This window comes from Comamonas serinivorans (assembly GCF_002158865.1).
GTDB lineage: Bacteria > Pseudomonadota > Gammaproteobacteria > Burkholderiales > Burkholderiaceae_C > Comamonas_E > Comamonas_E serinivorans.
Window position 1 is genome coordinate 1,863,897 of sequence record NZ_CP021455.1, and the last position, 25,962, is coordinate 1,889,858.

19 protein-coding genes and 2 tRNA genes are annotated in these 25,962 nt (G+C 67.7%); 16 read left to right on the plus strand and 5 right to left on the minus strand.

The genetic code is table 11. The annotated features are described in order from the left end of the window. Positions 1–103 precede the first annotated feature (103 nt). The 3 genes from CCO03_RS07910 (at position 104) to CCO03_RS07920 (ending at position 4,284) form a co-directional block, all read left to right on the plus strand. Positions 104–1,639: a Do family serine endopeptidase gene (locus CCO03_RS07910; RefSeq protein WP_087279511.1), complete on the plus strand. Its 1,536-nt coding sequence runs from the start codon at positions 104–106 to the stop codon at positions 1,637–1,639. Positions 1,640–1,813: 174 nt separating this feature from the next. Beyond that, positions 1,814–2,356: a hypothetical protein gene (locus CCO03_RS07915; RefSeq protein ID WP_087279513.1), complete on the plus strand. Its 543-nt coding sequence runs from the start codon at positions 1,814–1,816 to the stop codon at positions 2,354–2,356. 371 nt (positions 2,357–2,727) lie between these two features. Further along, positions 2,728–4,284, plus strand: coding sequence for a glycerate kinase type-2 family protein (locus tag CCO03_RS07920; RefSeq protein WP_087279516.1), 1,557 nt, complete (start codon positions 2,728–2,730; stop codon positions 4,282–4,284). Positions 4,285–4,716: 432 nt separating this feature from the next. On the opposite strand, the gene metG is transcribed toward CCO03_RS07920, so the two are convergent. After that, positions 4,717–6,864 (minus strand): methionine--tRNA ligase, encoded by a 2,148-nt coding sequence (gene metG, locus CCO03_RS07925; protein ID WP_087279519.1) that lies wholly within the window; start codon positions 6,862–6,864, stop codon positions 4,717–4,719. Positions 6,865–7,155: 291 nt separating this feature from the next. Here metG and CCO03_RS07930 point away from each other — a divergent pair, with 291 nt between their 5' ends. The 3 genes from CCO03_RS07930 to CCO03_RS07940 all read left to right on the plus strand — a co-directional run bounded on the left by CCO03_RS07930 (position 7,156) and on the right by CCO03_RS07940 (position 8,895). Next, the gene (locus tag CCO03_RS07930) at positions 7,156–8,253 is read left to right on the plus strand and encodes a tartrate dehydrogenase (RefSeq protein ID WP_087279522.1); all 1,098 of its coding nucleotides are present in this window, start codon (positions 7,156–7,158) and stop codon (positions 8,251–8,253) included. Between the two features lie 275 nt (positions 8,254–8,528). Continuing rightward, complete coding sequence (locus CCO03_RS07935; RefSeq protein WP_087279525.1) at positions 8,529–8,801, plus strand: HU family DNA-binding protein; 273 nt, start codon at positions 8,529–8,531, stop codon at positions 8,799–8,801. 18 nt (positions 8,802–8,819) lie between these two features. Further along, a tRNA-Val gene (locus tag CCO03_RS07940) sits at positions 8,820–8,895 on the plus strand. A 102-nt stretch (positions 8,896–8,997) separates the two neighbouring features. Here CCO03_RS07940 and CCO03_RS07945 read toward each other — a convergent pair. After that, entirely contained in the window at positions 8,998–9,531 is a 534-nt protein-coding gene (locus CCO03_RS07945; protein WP_087279527.1) for a dihydrofolate reductase family protein, read from the minus strand. 352 nt (positions 9,532–9,883) lie between these two features. Between CCO03_RS07945 and CCO03_RS07950 the strand changes: the two genes are divergently transcribed. The 5 genes from CCO03_RS07950 to CCO03_RS07970 all read left to right on the plus strand — a co-directional run bounded on the left by CCO03_RS07950 (position 9,884) and on the right by CCO03_RS07970 (position 15,913). Further along, entirely contained in the window at positions 9,884–11,830 is a 1,947-nt protein-coding gene (locus tag CCO03_RS07950) for a SurA N-terminal domain-containing protein (protein ID WP_087279531.1), read from the plus strand. A 20-nt stretch (positions 11,831–11,850) separates the two neighbouring features. Next, positions 11,851–11,926, plus strand: a tRNA-His gene (locus tag CCO03_RS07955). Positions 11,927–12,591: 665 nt separating this feature from the next. Next, complete coding sequence (gene tsaD / locus CCO03_RS07960; RefSeq protein WP_087279536.1) at positions 12,592–13,659, plus strand: tRNA (adenosine(37)-N6)-threonylcarbamoyltransferase complex transferase subunit TsaD; 1,068 nt, start codon at positions 12,592–12,594, stop codon at positions 13,657–13,659. Between the two features lie 14 nt (positions 13,660–13,673). Then, positions 13,674–14,480 carry a DUF2242 domain-containing protein gene (locus CCO03_RS07965; protein WP_087279539.1) on the plus strand — a complete coding sequence of 269 codons (807 nt, stop codon included), beginning with the start codon at positions 13,674–13,676 and terminating at the stop codon, positions 14,478–14,480. A 131-nt stretch (positions 14,481–14,611) separates the two neighbouring features. Beyond that, the gene (locus tag CCO03_RS07970) at positions 14,612–15,913 is read left to right on the plus strand and encodes a branched-chain amino acid ABC transporter substrate-binding protein (protein WP_087284413.1); all 1,302 of its coding nucleotides are present in this window, start codon (positions 14,612–14,614) and stop codon (positions 15,911–15,913) included. A gap of 437 nt (positions 15,914–16,350) precedes the next feature. Here the strand turns inward: CCO03_RS07970 and CCO03_RS07975 are convergent, their stop codons facing one another. Together CCO03_RS07975 and CCO03_RS07980 are read right to left on the minus strand one after the other, a co-directional pair. Beyond that, entirely contained in the window at positions 16,351–16,761 is a 411-nt protein-coding gene (locus CCO03_RS07975; protein ID WP_087284417.1) for an RNA-binding S4 domain-containing protein, read from the minus strand. Between the two features lie 310 nt (positions 16,762–17,071). Further along, positions 17,072–18,595, minus strand: coding sequence for a 3-hydroxyacyl-CoA dehydrogenase (locus CCO03_RS07980; protein ID WP_087279541.1), 1,524 nt, complete (start codon positions 18,593–18,595; stop codon positions 17,072–17,074). Between the two features lie 285 nt (positions 18,596–18,880). Between CCO03_RS07980 and CCO03_RS07985 the strand changes: the two genes are divergently transcribed. Beyond that, positions 18,881–19,300, plus strand: a complete 420-nt coding sequence (locus tag CCO03_RS07985; protein ID WP_087279543.1) for a DUF488 domain-containing protein — start codon at positions 18,881–18,883, stop codon at positions 19,298–19,300. Positions 19,301–19,477: 177 nt separating this feature from the next. Here the strand turns inward: CCO03_RS07985 and CCO03_RS07990 are convergent, their stop codons facing one another. Further along, the gene (locus tag CCO03_RS07990; protein WP_087279546.1) at positions 19,478–20,809 is read right to left on the minus strand and encodes an MFS family transporter; all 1,332 of its coding nucleotides are present in this window, start codon (positions 20,807–20,809) and stop codon (positions 19,478–19,480) included. Between the two features lie 515 nt (positions 20,810–21,324). On the opposite strand from CCO03_RS07990, the gene CCO03_RS07995 reads away from it, so the two are divergent. From CCO03_RS07995 to CCO03_RS08010, 4 genes are all read left to right on the plus strand, one after another. Next, complete coding sequence (locus CCO03_RS07995) at positions 21,325–22,125, plus strand: enoyl-CoA hydratase/isomerase family protein (protein WP_087279549.1); 801 nt, start codon at positions 21,325–21,327, stop codon at positions 22,123–22,125. Positions 22,126–22,297: 172 nt separating this feature from the next. Next, positions 22,298–23,941 (plus strand): malonate--CoA ligase, encoded by a 1,644-nt coding sequence (locus CCO03_RS08000; RefSeq protein ID WP_087279553.1) that lies wholly within the window; start codon positions 22,298–22,300, stop codon positions 23,939–23,941. A 221-nt stretch (positions 23,942–24,162) separates the two neighbouring features. Continuing rightward, the gene (locus CCO03_RS08005; RefSeq protein ID WP_157667561.1) at positions 24,163–24,834 is read left to right on the plus strand and encodes a hypothetical protein; all 672 of its coding nucleotides are present in this window, start codon (positions 24,163–24,165) and stop codon (positions 24,832–24,834) included. A 237-nt stretch (positions 24,835–25,071) separates the two neighbouring features. Further along, positions 25,072–25,956, plus strand: a complete 885-nt coding sequence (locus tag CCO03_RS08010; RefSeq protein ID WP_157667562.1) for an SAM-dependent methyltransferase — start codon at positions 25,072–25,074, stop codon at positions 25,954–25,956. The last annotated feature ends 6 nt before the right edge of the window (positions 25,957–25,962 follow it).

Consider the following 25,962-nt stretch of genomic DNA (forward strand, 5'->3'; position numbering starts at 1 on the left):
CCGCGTTGGCCCGCACATCGCCTGGCGAGTGAGGGGGCTAAGCAAGCCTTAAGCCTGCGATACGACATTGCGTCCCATGCCATCGATTTTTCATGAGGACGTCATGACACACCGTACATCCAATCTCTCGGATTCTCTGGGCAGCAAGAAGCTGATCCTGGCCTTGCTGGCGGCTGGCGTGTTGGGCGGCGTGGGTGCCACGGCATTCAACCGCATCGACCTGTCGGAGCCGGCCCGGGCGCAAACGGTGCAGCCCGCGCTGGCGGCCCCGGCCGCGCCAGCGCAGACCCTGCCCAGCTTTGCCGCCATCACGCGTGAGAACGGCGCCGCCGTGGTCAACATCAGCGTGCGCGGCATGCGCAAAGTGTCGGACACCGCCGGTGACGACGACGAGGCCGCCCCTGCACGCGACAACGAGCTGCAAGGCCTGCCGCCGCAGCTGCGCGAGTTCATGCGCCAGTTCGGCATGCCGGGCATGCCCGGTCTCGGGGGCGGGCGCGGCGGCGCGGCCGAGGTGCCCGTGGCCGGCGAGGGCTCGGGCTTCATCGTGAGCCACGATGGCCTCATCTTGACCAACGCCCACGTGGTGCGTGGTGCCAGCGACGTGAACGTCAAACTGACGGACCGCCGCGAGTTCAAGGCCAAGGTGCTGGGCTCGGACACCAAGACCGACATCGCCGTGCTGAAGATCGAGGCCAAGGACCTGCCTGTGGTGAAGCTGGGCAGCAGCCAGGACCTGCAGGTGGGCGAATGGGTGCTGGCCATCGGCTCGCCCTTTGGCTTCGAGAACTCGGTGACGGCCGGCGTGGTCAGTGCCAAGGGCCGTTCGCTGCCCGATGAAAGCTATGTGCCCTTCCTGCAGACCGACGTGGCCGTGAACCCCGGCAACTCGGGCGGCCCGCTGTTCAACGCGCGCGGCGAAGTCGTGGGCATCAACTCGCAGATCTACAGCCGCTCGGGCGGTTACCAAGGCCTGTCGTTCGCCATCCCGATCGAGGTGGCCAGCCAGGTCAAGGACCAGATCGTCAAGACCGGCAAGGTGGAGCATGCCCGCCTGGGCGTTACGGTGCAGGAGGTGAACCAGGCGTTGGCCGATTCCTTCAACCTGCCCAAGCCCGAAGGCGCGCTGGTGGCCAACGTCGAGGCCGGCAGCCCGGCCGAGAAGGCCGGCCTGAAGTCGGGCGACGTGATCACGCGCTACAACGGCCAGCCCATCGTGGCGTCCGGCGATCTGCCCGCCCTGGTTGGCATGGGCATGCCGGGCACCCAGGCCAAGCTCGATGTCATCCGCCAGGGCAAGTCCGAATCGCTGAACGTGACGCTGGGCGGCGCCCAGGCCAAAGGCAGTGCCACCGCGCAGGCCGACGGGGCGAGCCAAGGCAAGCTGGGCCTGGCCCTGCGCGACCTGACGCCCCAGGAGCAACAGGCCGCCGGCACCGCGGGCCTGGTGGTGCAACAGGTCAGCGGCCCGGCCGCCATGGCCGGCGTGCAACCCGGCGACGTGCTGGTGTCGGTCAACGGCAAGGGCGTGCGCAGCGTGGACCAGGTGCGCGACATCGTGGCGGGCTCGCCCAAGTCGGTGGCTTTGCTGATCTCGCGCGACGGGCAGCAGATCTTCGTTCCGGTGCGGCTGGGCTGATGCCCCGATCGGCAGGCGGCTCGGCGCGCTGGCGACCCAGACCAGGTTCTCGCCAGCTCGCCCGAGCCGCACCAGTGCCTTGGTGGCCGGGCACCATGGTCGTGCCGGGGCCCGTGCACAGCGGGCCTCGGGGCCGACGCGCCTGGCCGTTCACATGAATCCAAGGAGCCTGTCATGAACCCGAATCCCCATCGCCTGTCTCAAAAGGCCCTGCTGGCCAGCAGCGTGCTCGCCATCTTGCTGGGTACACCTCCGTGGGTGCGTGCGGCACCTCATGCGGGCCCGGCCGCACACCCGGCCTCGGCCGGGTCAGCTGTGGGCGCCTTGCCGCCCGAGCAGGTTCAAGGCGGCGTGCGTTACCTGTCGGGCGGCATCGGCACCGACGAGTCCCGCGCGCTGCGCGAGGCGGCCAAGGATTGGCCGCTGACGCTGGCGTTCGCAGTGCGCGATGGCGAGGCCCATGCCTTCGCGGTCGACGTGCGGGTCCGCATCGCCGACGCACAGGGCCAACCCGTGCTGACCATCACGGCGCAGGGCCCCTTGCTGTTGGCGCAGCTGCGCCCGGGGCGCTACACCGTGACGGCGACCTTCGAAGGCAACACCGTGACGGCGACCTTCGAAGGCAACACCGTGACGCGTCAGGTTCATCTGCAGGCTGGCCAGCCCGTGCACGAAACCTTGCTCTGGACCCCGGGTGTGACAGCGGCCAAGCCTTGATCGAGCGTTGGCGCAGTGAGGCGGTGCAGACGCCGCACGGCTCCAGGGCCGCATGGGCGCGGCCGACTGGTCGAAGGTGACATGGTCGCTGCACGCGATCCGTCGGCTGCGCAGCCGCATCCACGGCCCCGGGGGCGGATGGGCCAGCTGTGTGGCCGCAGGTGTGTCGAGGTCAGCGATTCCGACGCCTGGGCAGTTCAGGATGTGTGGGGTGCGGCCAAGGCCAAGCCCCGCCTCAAAATCTGGCCGCGAATCTGCCTTCGCGCGGAGTGCTGCACCGCGTCGGCAAGCCCAACTGGGTGATCAATTGATGTGGAGTATGAGTCCCTTGCCGTTCGCAAAACAAAGGCAAAGGTGTCATACTCGCTCGCATGCCAGCGGATTCGCCTCGTCAACCCACCGGCCTGGCCGAGCGGGACGCCATCGCCCGCGCCTTGCTGCGCGATTGCTTCAACGCCGCCGTGGCGGCGGCCCAGCCCGCGCGCGTGCTGGCCGCGCACCTGCCGCCGCCGCCGGTGGGGCGCACGGTGGTGGTGGGCGCGGGCAAGGCCGCGGGTGCCATGGCCCAGGCCCTTGAGGCCGCATGGCCCGTGGATGCGCCCCTCAGCGGCTGCGTGGTCACGCGCGACGGCCACACGCCACCGCGGCCAGCTGGCTTGCCCACGCCACGCATCGAGGTGCTGGAAGCCGCTCACCCCGTGCCCGATGCCCGCAGCGCCGCTGCGGGCCGGCGCATGCTGGAGTTGGTGCGCGGCACGGGGCCGGACGACCTCGTCATCGCGCTGATTTCGGGTGGCGGATCGGCGCTGCTGATGACGCCCGTGCCCGGCCTGGATGTGCCGGCCCTGCAGGCGATGGTGCAGGCGCTGCTGACCTCGGGCCTGCCCATCTCGGCCATGAACACGGTGCGCAAGCACGTGTCGCTGGCCCACGGCGGGCGCCTGGCCCTGGCCAGTGGCGCGCCGGTGTACAGCCTGCTGATCAGCGACGTGCCCGGCGATGCGCCGGCGGTCATCGCCAGCGGGCCCACGGTTGCCGACCCCAGCACCTGCGCACAGGCCCTGGCCGTGCTCGATGCCCAGGGCCATGTGCTGCCCGCTGGGGTGCGCCAGGCGCTGCTGCGCGGCGAGCTGGAAACCCCCAAGCCGTGCGACTGGCCGGCGCTGCGGCCGCACGACCGCGTGCAGCTGATCGCCACGCCCTGGCAGTCTTTGCAGGCCGCGGCCCGGCTGGCGCGCGAGCGCGGCTGGCCGGTGCAGGTGCTGGGCGATGCGCTGGAGGGCGAGGCCAGGGTGCTGGGCGCCCTGCAGGCCGATTTGGCGCTGGCCGTGCTGCAGGGGCGCAGCACCTTGGCAGGGCAGGCGCTTGGTGTCGCCGCGTCGGCGGAGTGGCCCGCAGACCGGCCGCAGCCTTGCCTGATCCTCAGCGGCGGCGAGGCCACGGTGCGCGTGTCGCGGGATGTGCCCCGGGCGCAACCGGCGGTTGGCGCGGCCCAGCCGAGTGTGGCTCAGCCTGACGTGGCCCGGCCAGCTCAGCCGGATGGGGCGCACGCGGGTGCGGCTCTGCGGGAGGTGGCACCGATGGATGGCGCCCGGCATCCGCCCCTGGGGGGGCGTGCGGGTGAGTTCTGCCTGGGTGTGATCGACCGCTTGCAGCACATCGCTGCCATCCAGGACGCGGACGGCGGGCCGTTGCCGGTGTGGGCGCTGGCCGCCGACACCGACGGCATCGACGGCAGCAGCCCCAGCGCGGGGGCGGTGGTCACGCCCGACAGCCTCGCGCGCGCAGCGGCCGTGGGGGCGTCGTTGTCACAGGCGCTGGCCGATCACGACAGCCACGGCTTTTTCGGCCAGCTGGGTGACCTGGTGACGCCCGGGCCCACGCACACCAATGTGAACGACTTCCGTGCGCTGCTGGTGTGGCCGTGACGCGGCGCGGGGATGCTTTGACGTTGCCCGGTGCTTTGACGCTGCGGATGCCTGGCTGAGCCCCGGCGTCGCTACACCCGCGACGCGCGGCGCACGCCTGGCCCAGGCCTACGCCATGCCGGGCCCCGGGTCGAAGCCAGGACTCCGGGGATCGTTGCCTTGCGGAGGCACGTGAGGGTGCCGACGGGGTTGCGGTGCGGGTTGCGTCGGCAGCCTGGGGCAGCGGGGCCTGACCCAGGCACGCGATGGATCGGGCTGCGAGCACGGCGCGGGGGGCAGAACCACAACGGCCTGTCCCGGCAGCTGATCGAGGGGGTTGCAGGCCGACGGCGCTTGAATCCAGAAGCCGGCCTGACCCCATCCGAGAAAAAGCGGGCTTCATGGGGTATGAGACTGTTCCCGTTGAATCACTAACGGGAGCAGGCCTATACCTCAATGAATGCGCATGCCAGGCTGGGCACCTGGGAAGGGTTCGAGCACGTAGATGCCGGGCTGGGCGGCTTCGTCGGCATGGCTGGCGGCCAGCACCATGCCCTCGCTGAGGCCGAACTTCATCTTGCGCGGGGCGAGGTTGGCGACCAGCACGGTGAGCTTGCCGACCAGCTGCTCGGGGGCGTACATGCTGGCGATGCCGCTGAACACGTTGCGCGTCCGCGGTTGGCCGGCGTCGTCCTTCTCGCCCACATCGAGCGTGAGCTGCAGCAATTTGGTCGAGCCTTCGACGGCCGTGCAGGCCAGGATCTTGGCGATGCGCAGGTCGATCTTGGCGAAGTCGTCGATGGCGATGGTTTCGGCCAGCGGCTCGCCACCGGGCGCGTTGGGGTCCACCACGGGGGCGGCCTTTTTGTCGACCTTCTTGGCCTTGGCCGGTGCAGCAGGCTGGGCTGCGGCGCTGCCGGCGGGCGCTTCGAACAGCGCGTCGAGCTGCTTGATGTCGACGCGCTGCATCAGGTGCTTGTAGTCGCCGATCTGATGGTCCGGGCCCAGCAGCCGGGCTGCATCGCCGAACTGTTCGGGCGGCACGATGAGGAAATGCGCGACCTCGGCCGCCAGCTGGGGCAGGATGGGCTTGAGGTAAATGGTCAGCAGGCGGAAGGCTTCGATGCAGACCGTGCACACCTCTTGCAGGCGGGCGCTGTGCTCGGGCTGCTTGGCCAGGTCCCAGGGCTTGTTGGCGTCGACGTAGGCGTTGACGCGGTCGGCCAGGGCCATGGTCTCGCGCACGGCACGGGCGGTGTCGCGGTCTTCGTAGTGCTGGGCGATGGCGGTGCGCATGGCGGCGATCGCGTCGAGCAGGTCACGGCCATCGGGCGGCACTTCACCGAGCTTGCCGTCGAAACGCTTGCTCAGGAAGCCCGCGGCACGCGAGGCGATGTTCACGTACTTGCCGATCAGGTCGGCATTGACGCGGGCCATGAAGTCTTCGGCCGTGAAGTCGATGTCTTCGTTCTTGCCATTGAGCTTGGCGGCCAGGTAGTAGCGCAGCCACTCCGGGTTCATGCCCAGCTTCAGGTACTTGAGCGGGTCCAGGCCGGTGCCGCGGCTCTTGCTCATCTTCTCGCCGTTGTTGACGGTGAGGAAGCCGTGCACGCAGACCTTGTCGGGCGTCTTGCGGCCGCTGAACTTGAGCATGGCGGGCCAGAACAGCGTGTGGAAGGTGATGATGTCCTTGCCGATGAAGTGCACCTGTTCCAGGTTCGGGTTGGCCATGTAGGCGGCGTAGTCCTCGCCGCGCCGGGTGAGCAGGTTCTTCAGCGAGGCGAGGTAGCCCACGGGCGCATCCAGCCACACGTAGAAGTACTTGCCCGGTGCATCGGGGATGTCGATGCCGAAGTAGGGCGCGTCGCGGCTGATGTCCCAGTCGCCCAGGCCTTCGCTCGTGCTGCCATCGGGGTTGGTGCGGGTGCCGAACCATTCCTTGATCTTGCGGGCCACCTCGGCCTGCACGTGCTGGCCGTTCTGTGTCCAGTTCTCGAGGAAGCTCACGCAGCGCGGGTCGGACAGCTTGAAGAAGAAGTGGTCCGAGCTCTTGAGCACGGGCTTGGCGCCGGTCAGCGTGGAGTAGGGGTTGATCAGGTCGGTTGGCGCATAGACCGAGCTGCACACCTCGCAGTTGTCGCCGTACTGGTCCTTGCTGTGGCAGCGCGGGCATTCGCCCTTGATGTAGCGGTCGGGCAGGAACATGCCCTTTTCAGGGTCGAAGAACTGTTCGACGCTGCGCACTTCGATCAGGCCGGCGGCCTTGAGGTCGCGGTAGATGGTCTGGGCCAGCTCGGTGTTCTCGGGGCTGTGCGTGGAGTGCCAGTTGTCGAAGGCGATGTGGAAGCCATCGAGGTACTGCTTGCGACCCGCGGCGATGTCGGCCACGAACTGCTCGGGCGTTTTGCCGGCTTTTTCGGCCGCGATCATGATGGGTGCGCCGTGCGCATCGTCGGCGCCCACGAAGTTGACCTGCGCCCCCATCATTCGCTGGAACCGCACCCAGGTGTCGGCCTGGATGTACTCCAGCATGTGGCCGACGTGGAACGGGCCGTTGGCATACGGCAAAGCGGTGGTGACGAAGATCTGACGTGGATTCATGGCGTGCAAAGAGGTTGTCCCGTCACGCTCGGATGAAGCGCGGCGCATGACGGGCGTTGCATTTTAGGGCTCGGGGGATGGGCTTGGCCCAGGCGGCCTGCTCGCCGTGCGCTGCGCGGGCCGTTGCCGCATCCGGCGGCCCGACTTGGCGCGCTGACGCCGGTGTGCCGGAACGACAGGCGGGCTGCGGCCGATCTTCTAAGATCCGCTGGTTTCGGGCGCCAGCCCTGCTGGGCCCGACCGAGTGAGCCGGGCGCGCTGCACGCATGCGCGTCACTGAGGGAAAAACACATGAGCAAGCACCGCATCGCCGTCGTGGCCGGGGACGGCATTGGCCAGGAGGTCATGCCGGAAGGCATCCGGGTGATGGACGCCGCCGCGCGTCGATTCGGCATCTCGCTGCAGTTCGATCACTTTGATTTTTCGAGCTGGGCTTACTGCGAGCGGCACGGCAAGATGCTGCCCGACGACTGGAAAACCCAGATCGGGGGCCACGAGGCGATTTACTTTGGCGCGGTGGGGTGGCCGGAGAAGATCGCCGACCATGTGTCGCTGTGGGGGTCGTTGCTGCTGTTCCGACGCGAATTTGACCAGTACGTCAACCTGCGGCCGGCGCGGCTGATGCCTGGTGTGGTGGCGCCCGTGGTGCGACGCGATGGCACGCCGCGCGCGCCTGGCGAAATCGACATGTACATCGTGCGCGAGAACACCGAGGGCGAGTACTCCGCCGTGGGCGGACGCATGTTCGAAGGCACGCCGCGCGAGCTGGTGATGCAGGAAACCATCATGAGCCGCCATGGCGTGGACCGGGTGCTCAAGTTCGCGTTTGAACTCGCCCAGTCACGGCCCAAACAGCACCTGACCAGCGCCACCAAGTCGAACGGCATCGCCATCACCATGCCGTACTGGGATGAGCGGGTGGCCGAGATGGCCAAGGCCTACCCCTCGGTCAACGTCGACAAGTTCCACATCGACATCCTCACGGCCCACTTCGTGCAGCGTCCCGACTTCTTCGATGTGGTCGTGGCGAGCAACCTGTTCGGCGACATCCTCAGCGACCTGGGGCCGGCCTGCACCGGCACCATCGGCATTGCGCCCAGCGCCAACCTGAACCCGGATCGCACCATGCCGTCGCTGTTCGAGCCCGTGCATGGCTCGGCGCCCGACATCGCGGGTCGGGGCATTGCCAACCCCATCGGGCAAATCTGGTGTGGCGCGATGATGCTGGAGTTCCTGGGGCACAAGGCGGCGCACGACGCGGTGCTGGCGGCCATCGAGCAGCTGCTGGCCGCCGGCCAGGACGCGCCTCGCACGCCCGACCTCGGTGGCACGGCCACCACGCAGGACGTCGGCAAGGCGATTGCAGACTTGGTGGCCAGCGTCAAGTGAGGATGACCCATTCAATGGGCATTCAGGCCTGGCGTGGCTTTTGCGGTACTTTCGGCCTACAGGCCTGATGAACATTGCGCAAATGCGACTAGAATCCAAACTTTGACGGTGAGTCACTGTGAATCCCCATTGACGCTGCAGTCGCGCTTGGATTTAATTTTTGAGCGCAGCCATTTTGCTGCCGATGGGTTGAAGCGGATACGCAGCATCCAGCATCCGTCCTGACTTCGTACCGTTCCAGACCAACACGATCACTGTTACCTAGAGGGGATCTCGTGAACAAAACCGAACTGATTGAGCACATCGCCAACAACGCTGACATCTCCAAGGCTGCCGCCACGCGCGCCCTGGATGCCACGATCGGCGCGGTCAAGGCCACCCTGAAGAAGGGCGGCACCGTCTCTCTGGTTGGCTTTGGTACTTTCGCAGTCGGCAAGCGCGCCGCTCGCATGGGCCGCAACCCCAAGACCAACACGCCGATCAAGATCAAGGCGGCCAAGGTGCCCAAGTTCCGCCCCGGCAAGGCGCTCAAAGATGCTCTGAATTGAGGATTTGACATCCAGGTGGGGTGCTTAGCTCAGTTGGTAGAGCGGCGCCCTTACAAGGCGTAGGTCGGCGGTTCGACCCCGTCAGCACCCACCAAAAAATTGTCAGCATTATCAAGCCCTTGGAGGATTCCAAGGGCTTTTTTCATGGTTGTTTTAAATGGCAGCCACTTCGCGGTGGTCAGGTGGGACGTTGAGGTCAGCCGAGTCGGTACGTGGACTGCACCAAGCCAGACGGAAAGCTGCGGCTGGCCACCAGGGTCAATTCCGTGTCCTTCGCCAGCTCGCCAAACAGCGGTCGGCCTGCGCCAATCAAGACGGGCACGGTGGTGATCACCAGGTCGGTCAGCAGACCCTCGCGCAGGAACGACTGCACCACCTGCCCACCGTCGACGTAGACCCGGCGCGCCCCTTCGCGTGCCAGTTGTGCCAGCGCTTCTCGGGGCGAGCTGTTGGAGAAGCTCACCTGGCCCGCCAAAGACGCCGGCGCTGCAGTGCCGGCCAGTTGCGCCGACAGCACCAGCACAGGCAGGGCATACGGCCATGGGCTCAGCGTTGCCACCTTTTCAAAGGTGCCGCGCCCCATCACGATGGCGTCCTTGTCGGCGATGAAGGCGTCGTAGCCGTGGTCTTCGGCGGGGTCGTCGTGTTCCAACAGCCAGTCGATGTCCCCATCGGGGCGGGCGATGAAGCCATCGAGGCTGGTGGCGATGAAAACGTGTGCGGTCACCATGGGTGTGTTCAGGCTGTCTTGGTGCAGGGAGGGCGCAGTGCCATGGCGGCATGATGCCAGCTGGTCGGCACGTGGTCCGATGCTCGGCGTAAGTCCGCTTCGGCGCAGAGCGCGTGAGGGATGATCTGGCTGTACTGGGCGCCGACAGGGAGAAATCGCGCCTATGTCAAAATCCGGGGTTGCGAAAAGCCGTCATTGGTTCATCCGGTGATTGGCCTGCGCCTGCAAGGTCCTGATGCCATGGGGCTCATGACGCCACGTGCAGGCCCGGGTCCACACCGGTCAGAGAAGCCAATGGAGACAAGGGCTTGGAGAAATCCAAGCCTTTTTTGTGACCTGGGAAAGTTGATCCATGTTTGATTTGTTTCGCAACCACACCAAGATCCTGATGGGTTTGCTGGTGTTGTTGATCGTCCCGTCGTTCGTCTTCTTTGGCATTGAGGGCTACACCCAGTTCAATGACAAGCAAAAAGCCGTGGCGGTGGTCGATGGCCACAAGATCAACCAGTTAGAGTGGGACGAGGCCAATCGCCAGGCCGCCATGCGCCTGCGGGCCCAGAATCCCGATGTGGATCCGGCCTTGCTCGACTCCCCGGAGATCAAGTACGCGACGCTGGAACAGCTGGTGCGCGAACAGGTGCTGGCGGCCGCGGCGCGCAACGCACACCTGATCGTGGGCAACGCCCAGGTGGCCACCTACCTGTCGCAAGACCCAACCATCGCCAGCCTGCGTGGCGCCGATGGCAAGCTGAACATGGAGGCCTACGCGCAGATGCTGGCGCGCCAGAACATGACGCCTGAAATGTTCGAGGCCGGTGTGCGCCAGCAGCTGTCGGCCCAGCAGGTCATGCTCGGTGTCGTGGGCAGCGGCTTTGCCGTGCCTGCCCAGGCCGATGTCACCCTGAACGCCTTCCGCCAAGCCCGCAACATCCAGTATGTGCTGCTCAAGCCTGAGGAGTATGCTGCCAAGGTCGATGTAAAACCAACGGACCTCGAGGCATACTACAAAAAGAATGAGGCCATGTTCAAGCGTCCCGAATCGGCCGACATCGAGTACGTCGAGCTGACGCTGGACGCCCTCAAGGCCAGCGTCACGGTGTCCGAGGCGGACCTCAAGACGTACTACGAGTCGAACAAGGCCAGCCTGGGTGAGGCGGAGCAGCGCCGCGCCAGCCACATCCTCATCGAGGCGCCCAAGGACATGCCGGCCGACGAGCGGGCCAAGGCGCGCGCCAAGGCCGATGCGATCCACGCCGAGCTGCTGAAGAACCCGGCCAGCTTCGGCGATGTGGCCAAGCGCGAGTCGCAGGACGCCGCTTCGGCTGAGCAGGGCGGCGACCTGGGCTTTTTCAGCGCCCAGAATGCCGCCGTGGTCGACGACATCAGCAAGGCCGCATTCGCGCTTAAGAACAAGGGCGACATCAGCGCCGTGATCGATGCCGACTTCGGCTTCGACATCGTGCAGCTCACCGACATCAAGCCCAGCGAGGCGCCGGCGTTCGAAACAGTGCGTGCCAAGCTGGAAGACCAGTACCGGACCGAACAGGCCCAAAAGACCTTCACCAGCACCGCCGACGAAATGGGCAAGCTGGCCTTCGAGCAGCGCGACAGCCTCAAGCCGATTGCGGACGCGTTCAAGCTGCCGATCAAGACGGCCGCCGGCCTGGTGCACGACCGGGTGCAGCCGCCGCAGGTGCCGCAGGCGCTGGGCAATGCCGAGCTGATCAGTGCCATCTTTGCCGACGACGTGGCCCGCAACAAAGGCAACACCCAGCCCGTGGCAGTGGCGCCCTCCACCGTGGTGGTGGCGCGCGTGAGCAAGTACGTGGCCGCACACACCGAAAGCCTGGCCGACGTGCAGGAACCGCTGAAGAAGCTCTATGTGACCGAGCAAAGCGCCAAGCTGGCGCAAGAGGCGGCCAAGGTGCAGCTGGAGGCCGCGCGTAAGTCGCCTCAGTCGCTCGCCTGGCTGCCGGCCGTGGATGTGGCGCGCGACAAGGCGGGCGAGGTGCCTACGCCCATCGTGGAAGCCGCGCTGCGCGCTTCCACTCGGCAACTGCCGGCATTCAGCGTGGTGGACCTGGGTCCGCAAGGCTCGGCCATCCTGCGGGTGAACAAGGTCACGGCGCCCGAGGTGCTGCCGGCTGAGGCGCAAAAGCAGGCCGAACAGCAGTACGCCATGGGCTGGAGCCGCGCCGAGATGGACGCGTACTACAACATGCTCAAGGACCGCTTCAAGGTGAAGATCCACGAAGCTGACCCCAAAAAGCAAACAGCGCTCACAAACGCCAATAAATAGGTTATACTCTCATCTTTCCGGTGGCTGTAGCTCAGTTGGTAGAGTCCCAGATTGTGATTCTGGTCGTCGTGGGTTCGAGTCCCATCAGCCACCCCAGATAAAGAAACGCGCCAGTGCTGTCAAAGCCTGGCGCGTTTTGCTTTGGGGCCACGCAGTTCGCGTGGCGTGGATGGAAGGAGCCCGATTGTTCGCCGGCCAGCAGCTGCATGACAACTTTCCCGGCCCGTGCGCCGCCGCTTTTTCTGGGAAGACAGGCTGCCCACCGAGGGGCACAGCGCTCTGACCCAGTCCACAGATCCAAGACATCGATGGGGTGAAGCCGACCACAGCGCGCTGCGGTGCGTGTCCGTCGCTGTTCAACCATGACGGGGGTGCCATGGGCCGTGGGCCGTGGGCGCCACACTCTTGAACGTCGGTGGCATCCGCGGATGGCTTGGCCCTGACGCGAGCCAGGGCAGCGGGGGCAGGGTGCCGGCCCCTGCGCAAGCGCGACATAGAATGCGGCTCCGTCAAGCGTCGCCTGGCTCGGATGCTGTGCCGAACGGCCCAGGGGCACCGATTCCCTCCGTTTCTTCCTGCCTTCTATCCCTCGTTCGGGTTGTGCGGCCTGCCTGTGCCAGCCTTCAAGCCGTCTGTGTCTCGGCGTTGATCGCGATGCGCGCCTGGTGATGACCACAGGGAGTACGGCTTAAGTGCCGTTGTCATATGATCTGCCATTGGCAGATACTCCGCTGCTGTCTGGATTGAACTCTCAAAGGACCATGTCTTCTCCGGCCCCATTGCGAATCCTTGGCATCGAGTCGTCGTGCGACGAAACGGGCGTGGCCCTGGTGCAGACGCAGGCCGTCGGCTGGCCCCGTTTGTTGGCCCACGGCCTGCACACCCAGATGCGCATGCATGCCGAGTACGGCGGTGTGGTGCCCGAGCTGGCGAGCCGAGACCACATCCGCCGCGTGTTGCCGTTGACCGAGCAGGTGCTGGCCGAGGCCGGCCTGGCCACCCGTGACATCGATTGCGTGGCCTACACGCGTGGGCCGGGGCTGGCCGGCGCCTTGCTGGTGGGGGCCGGCGTGGCCTGCGCGTTGGGGGCCTCGCTGGGCGTCCCCGTGCTGGGCGTGCATCACCTCGAAGGCCATCTGCTGTCGCCGTTCCTGAGCGCCGATCCGCCGGAGTTCCCCTTCGTGGCGCTGCTGGTGTCGGGTGGGCACACCCAGCTGATGCGCGTGGTCGGCGTGGGGCAGTACGAGCTGCTGGGCGAGACCATCGACGATGCCGCCGGCGAGGCCTTCGACAAGTCGGCCAAGCTGCTGGGCCTGGGGTATCCCGGCGGCCCCGCGCTCTCGCGTCTGGCGGAGCAGGGCAACGCCCAGGCCTTTGCCTTGCCGCGGCCGCTGCTGCATTCGCATGGCCTGGATTTTTCGTTTGCCGGCCTGAAGACGGCGGTGCTGGTGCAGAGCAAGAAGCTGCCGACCGACGAAGCGGCCCTGGCGCAGGCGCGTGCCGATCTGGCTGCATCGACCCAGGCGGCCATCGTCGAGGTGTTGCTGAAGAAGTCGTTGGCCGCGCTGCGGCAGACCGGTGACCAGCGCCTGGTGGTGGCCGGCGGCGTGGGCGCCAACCGCGCCCTGCGCGAAGCGCTGAACCTGGCCTGTGCCCGTCGTGGGGTGCGCGTGCATTACCCCGAGTTGGCCTTGTGCACCGACAATGGCGCCATGATTGCGATGGCGGCCGGCATGCGCATTGCGGCGGGTGTGGATACCCCGATCAAGCGCTATGCGTTCGACGTGAAGCCCCGCTGGCCGCTGGATGCGATTGCGGCCGCCGCTTGAAGTTTGAGGAAGTCATGCAACACCGCATTGTGATGGCCGGGCTGTGCGCCCTCAGTCTGGCCGGCTGCGCCGGCTTGGGCACCACGCCCGCAGCCCTGCTCAATTACCAGCCCGAAGCGTTTTCATCCAAAGACACCCACACCCGGCGCTTCAGCCAGCCACCCGGGGTGACCTGTGAAGCGGCCCGGCGTGCGCTGCTGAGCCAGGGGTACATCATCAACGAGGCCAAGGCCGACTACGTGCGGGGGCGCAAGCTGTTCCAGCCCCAGGCCGACCGCCACGTCGAGCTCGAGTTCCGCGTCGTGTGTGCCGGCGAAGGGGTCGACCGGCGCGTGACGGAAGCCTTTGCCAACGGGGTGCAGGACCAGTACGGCCTGCGCAAGGTCAAGTCCTCGGCCTCGCTGGGCGTGGGCGGCGTGGGCTCGGTGTCCTTGCCGGTGCAGGGCGACTACGACACCCTGGTCAAGATCGCCAGCGAAACGGTGAACAACCACCAGATGTACCAGCGCCTGTTTGACCTGATGGAGCGGCACCTGGACCCCTTTGCCACGCTGGACGACACCGATGCGGCCAAGCCCGATGACAAGAAGGCCGGTGCCAGCCCCGCGGCGGCCGCATCGGGCCAGACCACGGTCGCCGCGCCCGTGGTGCCGCCTGGCAGCGCCACCATGATGGTGCTGGTGCCCGTGCAGGCGGCGCCGGCGCAAGCCGCTTCGGCGCCCGCTGTGCCTGCAGCCGCTGCACCTGCCGCATCTGCGCCGGCACCTGCCGAAGCGGCTTCGGGGGCGCAGTCCGGCGCGGCCGACGTTCAGGCGCAGTGAAGGGGCGCTCAGGTGCCGCTTTCCCGCCACCAGCTTGTGCCAGATCGCTGCTGCGGCAGGTAGACGTGCTGCGAGCCCTATTTTTTCATTGAAGAGGCGCCACGTTGGCGCCTCAGTCCATGGCGTATTTCATGACCTCTCACATCCCTCGTCGCCTTGCCCTGGGCATGGCCCTCAGCCTCGGTACAGGACTGGTGCAACCCGCTTGGGCGCAAGCCAGCCGGGGCAAACCGGCCGAGGCCAAGCCGATTCGCGTGGCCCTGATCGAGAGCCTGAGCGGCCCCTTCGCCAACACGGGCGAGGCGGTCTACCGCAACCTGCTGTGGGCCACGGAGCGCGTGAACGCACGCGGCGGCGTGAAGCTGCCGGGTGGCGCGCGCAGGCTGCAAATCGTGCGCTTTGACAGCAAAGGCCAGGTCGAGGAAGCATTGGCCGCCATGCAAGGCGCAGCAGACGCCGGCATCGAATACATCGCCCAGGGCAATTCGTCGGCGATTGCGGCGGCGCTGATTCAGGCGGTGGACAAGCACAACCGGCGCGACCCCAAGCACCGCATGCTGTTCCTCAACTACTCGGCGGTCGAGCCCTCGTTCACCAACGAGGGCTGCAGCTTCTGGCACTTCCGCTTCGACGCGCATTCGGACATGCGCCTGGCCGCGCTCATGCAGGTGATGGAGCAGGACCAGGAGCTCAAGCAGGTGTACCTGATCGGTCAGGACTACAGCTTTGGCCAGGCCGTGCTGCGGCAGGCGCAGGCCGAGCTGGCCAAGCGCCGGCCCGATGTGCAGGTCGTGGGCAACGAGCTGCACCCTGTGGGCCGCGTGAAGGACTTCCTGCCGTACGCGAACAAGATCGTCGCCAGCGGTGCGCAGGCCGTGGTGACGGGCAACTGGGGCAACGACCTGACCCTGCTGGTGCGGGCGGCCCGCGATGCCGGCTACAAGGGCCGGTTCTACACCTTCTACGGCAATGCCCTGGGTGCCCCGGCCGCCATTGGCGATGCCGGCATCGGCAAGGTGGTGGCCGTGGCCGATTGGCTGCCCAACATGCCCGACCATGGCAGCCGCGTGTTCTACCGCGCCTTCCGCGACCGCTTCCCGCGCCCCGAAGACGACTACGTGCACATGCGCATGCAGCTGCTCATCGAAGCCCTGGCGCAGTCCATCGAACGCGCGCGACGCACCGAGGCGGGCGCCGTGGCCTACGCGATGGAGACGGCCAAGGTCAGCCTGGCCGGCCGGTCCGGCGCCATGCGCGCGGCGGATCACCAGTTCCAGCAACCCATCGTGGTGGGGGTGATGGACAAGCTGGGTGCGCCTGGCGTGACGGTGGACGTCGAAGGCTCGGGCTACGGCTTCCGCGTGGTCAAGGAGCTGTCGCCGGACGAGGCGTCCATGCCCACCACCTGCCGCATGGTCAGGCCGCCGCGCTGAGTTGGCGGCTGGACATCATTCAAGGCCTGACCGGCGCCGAAGGGTGCACCGCGAGGACGCAGGCTCGTGCTGCTGCGTGGCATCGCCCCGCGCGAGGGCACGCCGCACGCCGGCATGCCCGCCTTCGTGTGGCGATTTCGCCTGAGAAATTGACAGAGTATGCAGATGTTTCCGTTGATGGTTCATCGGAAATCGCTGGATACTCTCTTGAATGACGGCGATCGCGCTGCATCAACCTGCCTGTACGCGATGCGGGCAGGGCAGGGCATGGCCACGGCCTTGCCAAGGCACCCGTGCGTTCGACCGGGTGTTGCAGACCCATGCTTCATGCCGGGCCGCCGCCGGGGTCGCCATGCCGGGTCTGCATGCGGCGCTTCATCGCGTGCTGGCGTCTGCGGCGGTCGCTCAACGAGGCCGTCGCGGCCGACGGGGTGGACTCAGTCGTCTAAGGACGCGCTCCAGCGGTCGTTCCAGTTGCGGGCCTCCTGCAGCGCACGCCGATCGCGCTTGGTGGGGCGGCCGTGGTTCAGGGTGTCGGCCGGTTCGGGCGCCAGGCGGCGCGCCGTGGCGGCGGCTTCGCGCTGGCGCACGCTGTCTGGCGTCTCGGCGTACAAGGCCTGGGCGACGGGCGCGGGGCCGCGCATGGCGCTGATGCCCAGCACCTGCACGTCCCGGATGACCTGGCCCTGGGTCACGCGAACCAGATCGCCCGGCTTGACGTCGCGCGCGGGCTTGCACGGCGCGCCGTTGATGAGCACGCGGCCTTTGTCGATGTGTTCTACGGCCAGGGCGCGCGTCTTGTAAAAGCGCGCTGCCCACAGCCACTTGTCGATGCGGATGCTGTCCATGGTGATGCGAAAGCTGGGCCGAAATTGTGGCACGCCGGCTTGCCGCGCGCTGGCTGATGACCGCTGGGTCTCTCAGGTGGTTGGTCCGCAGGCTGCCCGGATTGACAGCCGGGCAGGGCCAGCACGCAGGGCATCGGCCAGCGCCGAGAACGCCGGCTGACCCCGAGGAGGGCATGCGCTTTGCCCAGCGCAGCCAGGACCCGGTGCTGGCGACCCTGCCGGCGACCCACGAAAAAGCCCGCCGGGCGATGCCAGGCGGGCTGCATGTGCGGTCTCAGACCAAACGGGCGCGTGGCCCGGTTGGCCGGCCTCAGTCTTCGGTCTGCAGCAGCGACAGGCCGATGGCGGCGCGGCGGCGCAGCCACGGGCTGGGGCGGTAGCGCTGGTCGCCGTAGACCATTTGCAGGTTCATCAGCACCTCGAGGATGTTGGCCGGGCCCAGTTTGTCGCCCAGGGCCAGCGGGCCCACGGGGTAGCCCAGGCCCAGCGTGACGGCGGTTTCCAGGTCTTGCGGGCTGCACACGCTTTGCTGGCAGATGTCGGTGGCGATGTTGACGATGTTGGCCACCACGCGCTGGGTCACGAAGCCGCCCGAGTCGCGGATCACGCTGACCGGCTTGCCGTCCTTGGCGAACAGGGCATGGGCCGCGTCACGCATGTCGGTGCGCGTGGCCGGGTTGGTGGCGATCACGCGGCGCTTGGTGGCGGCGTCCTCCACCAGCATGTCGATGCCGACGGTGCGGGCCGGGTCCAGGCGCTCCAGCACCGTGACGGTGGTCACGTCCAGGCCCAGCGGGGCGACGAGGGTCAGGGCTTCGGACGAGGGCGATTGGCCCGTCTCGATCTTGGCGCCCAGGTCCTTCAGCAGCTGCAGCAGCTCGGCGCGCCGTGCGGCGTGGGTGGACACCCACACCGGCGGCAGGTTGGCGACCTGCGGAGCGGCGGCTTCGGCCGGCACCTGCTGCACGCCTTCGGGGTAGGCGTAGAAGCCCTTGCCCACCTTGCGGCCGAACACGCCGCCGGCCACACGCTGGGCGGCCAGCGCGCTGGGGCGGTAGCGGGCTTCGTCGTAATACTGGTTGTAGATGGACTCCATCACGTAGTGAGAGATGTCCAGGCCGGTGAGGTCGAACAGCTCGAACGGGCCCATCTTGAAGCCGACCTGGTCGCGCAGGATGCGGTCCACCGTGACGGCATCGGTCACGCTTTCGCCCAGCACGCGCAGGGCTTCGGTGCCGTAGCCGCGGCCGGCGTGGTTGACGATGAAGCCGGGCGTGTCGCTGGCCATCACGCCGGTGTGGCCCATCTCCTTGGCGTAGGCCATCAGGCGCTCGCACACCGCCGGCTCGGTTTCCAGGCCGGCGATGACCTCGACCACCTTCATCAGCGGCACGGGGTTGAAGAAGTGGTAGCCGGCGATGCGGGCCGGGTGCTTGGCGCCGTTGGCGATGGCCGTGACCGACAGCGACGAGGTGTTGGTGACCAGCACCGCGTCCTGGCGCACGATGCCTTCCAGGTCGCTGAACAGGCTCTTCTTGATGTCCAGGCGCTCGATGATGGCCTCGACCACCAGGTCGCACTCCTTCAGCGCGGCCAGCTCGGCGGCCGGCTGCAGGCGTTGCTTGTTGGCTTCGGCCTGCTCGGCCGTCAGCTTGCCCTTGGCGGCCATCTTGTCCCACTGACCGAGGATGGACTGGCGGGCCTGCTCGACCTGGGCAGCGTTGGTGTCGTACAGCAGCACCTGGCTGCCCGATTGGGTGGCGATTTGTGCGATGCCGCGGCCCATGGCCCCGGCGCCGATCACGGCGACGGTCTTGAAGGTAGGTGTACTCATGGCCGCGCATTATGGGCCAGGGGCAGGGCGGTCAGGCCGCGGGAGATACGCATGCAGGTGCTGGCCCCCTGGCCCGTCAGGGCGGTGCGGGCTGGCTGGCCGACGGCGTCGCCGGCAGGCGTGCCGACAGGGCCGAGGGCGAGGCTGGCGGGGTCAGAATGGGGCCTGCATGCCGCGGCACACCCCTCTGCGCCCACCGCCTCGGCCTGCCTTTGTGCAACGGCGGCCGCCTGTGAACCGACAGGCGCGCGCCGGCGCAGCGCCACCCCTGAACACGGAGCCCCCATGAGCCTTCGCATCGTTCGACTTGGATCGCCCCGCCTGCCGGATGAGGGCTTGCGCATCGGCACGGTGCGGCGGCCGCCGCGCGGTGTACCCAAGGCTGATTTCGCGCGCCTGAACTGGTACGACGTGTGGTATCCCGAACTGGCCCCCTCGGCCGACACCATGGCGGTGGCGCAGGCCTCGCAGCGGGCGCGCGCGCAGGGCGAGGCGGCCGAAGCCGACCGGCTCTGGCGCCAGTTCACCCGCCTGTACCGGCGCGAGATGGCCGAGCCGGCGGCCAGCCGCACGTTGGACCTGCTGGCCGCGCTGTCGGCGCACGCGGCGTTCTCGGTGGGTTGCTATTGCGAGGACGAGCGCCAGTGCCACCGCAGCCTGCTGCGGCAGCTGCTGCAGGACCGGCGCGCCGAGCTGCAGGGCTGACTGGGCGCCTTGCCTGGGCCGGGCACGCAGCCCCGCCTTGCAGCGGCCAAGCCGTGCCATGTGCGCTGTGATTCAGTCATTTCAAAGCAGTATGGGCCTGTTGCCGATGAAAAATCATCGGCAACAGGCCCATACCCCATGTCTTGAATGCGCGGCTGTTACCGCCCTGAGCACGGCTCAGTGCTCGTGGTGCAGGTAGGCCGCGCGCTTGGGCAGGCGCAGCGCAAACAGGAAGGCGATCACCATCATCACGCTGACGTACCAGAAGAAGCTCGATTCCAGCCCCATGCTCTTGAGCTTGAGCGCCACGAACTCGGCCGAGCCGCCAAAGATGGCGTTGCCCACGGCATAGGCCAGGCCCACGCCCAGGGCGCGGATCTCGGGCGGGAACATCTCGGCCTTCACGATGCCTGAGATCGAGGTGTAGAGGCTGATGATGGCCAGTGCGATGACGATGAGCAGGCCGGCCACCCAGGGCGAGCTGACGTGCTGCATGGCCGTGAGGATGGGCACGGTGCAGACCGCGCTCAGCGCGCCGAAGGTCAGCATCGAGGTGCGGCGGCCGATGCGGTCGGACAGGGCGCCGAACACCGGCTGCATGCACATGTAGAGGAACAGGCAGACGGTCATCACGTAGCTGGCCGTCTTGATCGGCAGGTGCACGGTGTTCACCAGGTACTTCTGCATGTAGGTGGTGAAGGTGTAGAAGATCAGCGAGCCGCCAGCCGTGTAGCCCAGCACCGTGACGAAGGCGGCCAGGTGTTTGGTGAACAACAGGTGCAGCGTGCCGCGTTCCTGCTCCTGCATGGCGTCCTGCGTCTGCGTTTCGTGCAGGGTGCGGCGCAGCAGCAGGGCCACCACGGCGGCCACGGCCCCGAACACGAAGGGAATGCGCCAGCCCCAGTCGCGCAGCTGCTGCTCGCTCAGCAGGGCTTCGAGGATGACGATGAGCAGCACGGCCAGCAACTGGCCGCCGATCAGCGTCACGTACTGGAAAGACGAGAAGAAGCCGCGCTGGCCCTTGAGGGCCACTTCGCTCATGTAGGTGGCCGTGGTGCCGTACTCGCCGCCGACGGACAGGCCCTGGAACAGGCGGCAGACCAGCAGCAGGAAGGGCGCCCAGGCGCCGATCTGGGCATAGGTGGGCAGGCAGGCGATGACCAGCGAGCCGGCGCACATCATGGTGACCGAGATCAGCATCGAGCGCTTGCGGCCTAGGCGGTCGGCGATGCGGCCGAACAGCCAGCCGCCGATGGGGCGCATCAGGAAGCCGGCGGCGAACACCCCGGCGGTGTTCAGCAGCTGCACCGTGGGGTCGCCCTTGGGAAAGAACGCAGCCGCGAAGTAGATGGCCGAGAACGCGTAGACGTAGAAATCGAACCACTCCACCAGGTTGCCCGATGAGGCGGCCATGATGGCGAAGACGCGGCGCTTTTTTTCTTCTGGGGTGTAGTGGGGTACGGATGGGTCTGCGATTGCAGTGCCATCGGTTCGGCTGGATACCGTCATTGTTATCACTCCTTGGTCGGTTTCGCCTGAGCAGGCGGAAGCGGTCGCGCGACCAGCGTCGTCCAGCGGGCGCATCGGATGCAAGGCCCTTGTGAACGGTGCGCAGGGGGGAGTGCAGGCGGTGTGGCGAGCGGGCGAGCCCGGCAGGTGCGGCGTGCGGATGGGGCCACCGCGCGCAGGGGTGCGCAAGGGCCGGCCACGCCGTTGGCGCGAAAAACTAATGGTAAACCCTATGTCGCCGGCATGACAATGTGGATGTCCGCAGCCGGGGAAGGCGCCAGCCGTCGCCCGCCGTGGGCACTGTCCTGGCCGAGCCTGCCTGCCTGGCTGGGCCTGCCTGCAGCCGCAGCTCGGCCAGGGCCGGCATGCGCGGGTTAGCCCGCGAACCGGGCGCGAGGCCGGTCCGTGAACAGCGGCGCCGGTGCCGTGTGCGCTAGGCTTGTACTTTTTTGGATTGGACCGTGACCGCTGCTGCCTCATCTCCCGCCGTTGCCGCCTCCGCTTCCGCCGTCGACGTGGCGCCCGCCATCCACTGGCAGCGCGAGGGTCAGGTGGCCCGGGTCGTCATCCGCAACCCGGCACGGTTCAACGCCATGACCCGCAGCATGTGGCGCGAGCTGCGCCGCGTCTTTGACGACCTGCAGGCCTTGATCCACGGCGCCCACGGCGAGTCCGAACCGGGCGCGGACCTGCGCGTGGTGGTCGTGCAGGGGGCATCGGGGCATTTCTGCGCCGGGGGCGACATCTCCGAGTACCCCGCGTTCCGCTTCGACGAGGCCCGGCTGCGCGGCTTTCACGAAGACGAGGTCTGGGGCGGGCTGGCGGCCATGCTGGCGTGTGACCTGCCCATCGTCGCCGCCATAGCCGGCAACTGCATGGGCGCCGGTGTCGAGATCGCCAGCTGCTGCGACCTGCGCATCGCCAGCCAGGCCGCCCGGTTCGGCGCGCCCATCGCCAAGCTGGGCTTTCCCATGGCGCCGCGCGAGCTGCAGCTGGTGGGCAGCCGGCTGGGCGACACCGTGGCGCGCGCCATGCTGCTGGAAGCCGCGCTGTACGACGCGCCTGCGCTGCTGCAGGCGGGCTTCCTCACGCGGCTGTGCGCGCCCGACCAGGTGCAGGCCGAGGCCGATGCCTGCGCCGCCCGCGTGGCCAGTCTGGCGCCGCAGGCGGCGCGGCTGCACAAGCAAAGCCTGCGCGCGCTGGGGCAGGGCACACCGGTCGACGTGGTGGTGCAGACGGCCTACGCCTATGCCGACAGCGCGGAGCATCGCGAGGGCGTGCAGGCGTTTTTGGCCAAGCGTCCGCCCGTGTTCTGATGAGCGTGTGGCAGTATGGCGGGGTTACCGTTTCATCATGAACGGCTTCAAGGCTATACTGCGTGCCCACAAGCTGGAAAACAGCGACCGGCTCCCAGGGCTGGCCACCGTCCGCGATCCTGTCGCTGTCGCCCTTTTTCGATCCGCCCCCACCCCCAGCCGAGACCGATCCATGAGCAAGCACACTGGCCCTTCCACGCCGGACCCTTCCTGGCCGGACCCTTCCAGGCCGGACCCTTCGCCGACCAACCTGTACGCCGCGCTGCGCGCCGCGTTTCCCCAAGACCTGTCGCAATGGGCGGTGGAGACCGACACCGGCCTGATCTACAGCTGGCGCGACCTGGATTCGGCCAGCGGCAAGCTGGCCAACCTGCTGGCCTCGCTGGACCTGCCCGCGCAAAGCCGCATCGCCGTGCAGGTCGAGAAATCGGTGGAGTCCATGCTGCTGTACCTGGCCTGCCTGCGCGCCGGCCACGTGTACCTGCCGCTGAACACGGCCTACCAGAAGGGCGAAATCACCTACTTCATCGACAACGCCAAGCCCGCCGTGGTGGTGTGCCGGCCCGAGTCCTTCAACAGCGTGTCGCAGATCGCGTTTCAACACGGCACGCAGCACGTCTTCACGCTGGGGGATGACCGCACTGGCAGCCTGCTCGAGCGGGCCGCGCATTGCGACGACGCGCACACCGTGGTGGACTGCGGGCTGGATGCGCTGGCCGCCATCATCTACACCAGCGGCACCACGGGCCGCAGCAAGGGCGCCATGCTGTCGCACGGCAACCTGCTGGACAACGCCCAGGTGCTCAAGGCCTATTGGGGCTGGTCCACCGCCGGGGGGGCCCACCTGGCCGGGCCCCAAGGCCGTGGCGATGTGCTCATCCACGCGCTGCCCATCTTCCACGTGCATGGCCTGTTCGTCGCCATCCATGGCGCGCTCATCAACGGCAGCCCCATGCTGTGGCACGCCAAGTTCGAGCCCAAGCGGGCGATTGCCGACATGGCCCGGGCGACGGTCTTCATGGGGGTGCCCACGCTGTACGTGCGCATGCTGGCCGAGGCCGGCCTGACGCCCGCCGCGGTGCAGGGCATGCGGCTGTTCATCTCGGGCTCGGCGCCGCTGCTCACCGAGACCTTCCGCGACTGGCACACGCGCACCGGCCAGACGATTCTGGAGCGCTACGGCATGAGCGAAACCATCATGCTGACCTCCAACCCCTACAGCGCCGATGCGCGCCATGGCGGCTTGAGCGAGCGCCGCGCCGGCACCGTGGGGTTTCCGCTGCCGGGCGTGGGGCTGCGCATCCATGACGATGCGGGCCAGCCCGTGCCGCAAGGGGAGATCGGGGGCATCCAGGTGCGCGGTCCCAGCGTGTTCGCGGGCTACTGGCAGATGCCCGAGAAGACGAAGGAAGAGTTCACCGCCGATGGCTGGTTCAAGACCGGCGACGTGGGCCGTGTCGATGGCGAGGGCTACGTGACCATCGTGGGCCGCAGCAAAGACCTCATCATCAGCGGCGGCTACAACGTGTACCCGGCCGAGATCGAGTCCATCATCAACGACATGGCCGGCGTGGCCGAATCGGCCGTGGTCGGGGTGCCGCACCCCGACTTTGGCGAGGTGGGGGTGGCCGTGGTCATCGCCAAGCCCGGTGCCGCGCTGGACACGGCCGCCATGCTGGCGCAGCTCAAGACCGAGCTGGCCAACTACAAAATCCCCAAGCACCTGGCGGTGGTGGCCGAGCTGCCGCGCAATGCCATGGGCAAGGTGCAGAAGAACCTGCTGCGGGGAGAATGGGCCAAGCTGTTCGAGGCCTGATGGCGCGGCCAACGGCGTGGCTTGACGACACGACCTGAAGGCGACACCTGACGGCGTGAAGTGATGGCGCGCACGCCCGACGGCCGCGTTGCCCTGAGGGGGCGCGCCGCGCTGGGCTTGCCGTCCTACCCTGTTTCCAAAGCCTGTGTGGTTGAATCAGGCTCACCGCCTGGATCCCTGGCCCGCCGTTGGTGCGGCCGGACCGAATCAAGGAGATGCACATGTCGATCCGATCCATTTTGCTGATTGTGGTGGCCGCGCTGGTCGCCATCTTCGTCGCGGTCAACTGGACCGTGATGACCACGCCCACCGACCTCTCGCTGATCTTCACCACGGTGTATGCCCCGGTTGGCGTCGTCATGCTGGGCATCCTGGGGGTGATGGCCCTGGTGTTCATCGGCTTCGTGGCCTACCAGCAGTCGGCCGTGCTCATGGAAACGCGGCGTCACGCCAAAGAGCTGGCCTCGCAGCGCGAGCTGGCCGACAAGGCCGAAGCCTCGCGGTTCACCGACCTGCGCGGCTTTCTGACGGAAGAGCTGAGCCGCCTGAATCAACAGATCGACGGTGCCGGTCAGGCCGTGCAGTCGCGCGTGGATCGCCTGGAAATTGGCCTGCGCGAAACCAGCCCCGATGGCCGTCTGCAACAGCTGGCCGAGCTCAGCGAACGCCACGCACAGGACATCCAGGCCCGCGTTGATCGGCTGGAAATCGGCCTGCGCGAGATGGAAGGCGAACGCCGGCCGGCTGCGGCCGTGGTGGCGCCCGTCACCGCGCCCGCCGAGGTGGCGGCCCCGATTCCGGCCACCTGGGAGGTGGCTCCGCCCAGCCCCGCCGACAACGACCCGGTCGGCAAGGCCAGCCCGGGCCTCGACCCGGCCTCTATCCGCTACTGAGCGCGGCCGAGCGCGCTCACCCCGTAGCCCGCAAGGGCGGGCGCCGTCGACCGCATGGCGGTCGGTTGGCACACCTAATGGCGATTGCCCCCATCGCCTGTCACCTGGGGTTTTTCCTCTCCCGATCCAGGACATCCGCCGTGCCGCACCGGCTTGCCACGGGCGCGGGTGATACGGTCAGCGGCCGTGCTGCAGGCCGAGTCTGGCTGCAGCTTGTGACGCTGGCAGGAGACGCATGTGAGGAGCATCAATCGACGGGTGGCCGTGGCCGCCCTGGCTGCGCTGGGGGCCGTGGGGGCCCAGGCCCAGCAGGCCTATGAACCGCAACGGGGGCAGATCGGCAAGGACGTGATGTGGCTGCCGACGCCCAACCTGGCCGTGACCCGCATGCTGCAGATGGCCGAGGTGAAGCCCTCGGACCGGGTGGTGGACCTGGGTTCGGGCGACGGCAAGATCCCGATTGCCGCGGCGCGCGAGTTCGGCGCCACCGCGCGCGGGCTGGAGTTCAACCCCAAGCTGGTCGCGTACTCGAAGGCGGCCGCGCAGCAGGCCGGCGTGGCCGACCGCGTGCGCTTCGAAGAGGCCGACATCTTTGCGGCCGACTTTCGCGAGGCCCAGGTGGTGACCATGTACCTGCTGCCGGAGCTGAACCTCAAGCTGCGGCCCACCTTGCTGGCCATGAAGCCCGGCACCCGCGTGGTGTCCAACACCTTCACCATGGGCGAGTGGACGCCTGACGAAGCCGCCCACGTGGGCAGCACGCACCTCATGCTCTGGCACGTGCCAGCCAACGTGTCGGGCGACTGGTCGCTGACCCTGGACGGCCAGGCCGTGGCGCTCAACCTGTCCCAGCATTTCCAGGTGCTGACGGGCGAGGCCCGCTTCACCGGCGTCACCGCGGGCTTGATCGAGCCGCAGCTGCGGGGCGACCACCTCCGCTTTGGCCTGCGCAATGCCCAGGGCCAGCGGCTGGCCTTCGATGGCCGCGTGCAAGGCAACCGGATCGAGGGGCAGGTGACCCAGGGCAGCCAGGTGACGCGCTTCACCGCCACGCGCCAGGGTGGCCAGACCGACGTGAGCCAGGCCCCGCCGGTGGCGCCGCCCCTGGTGATGACCGAGTAGGCCGGG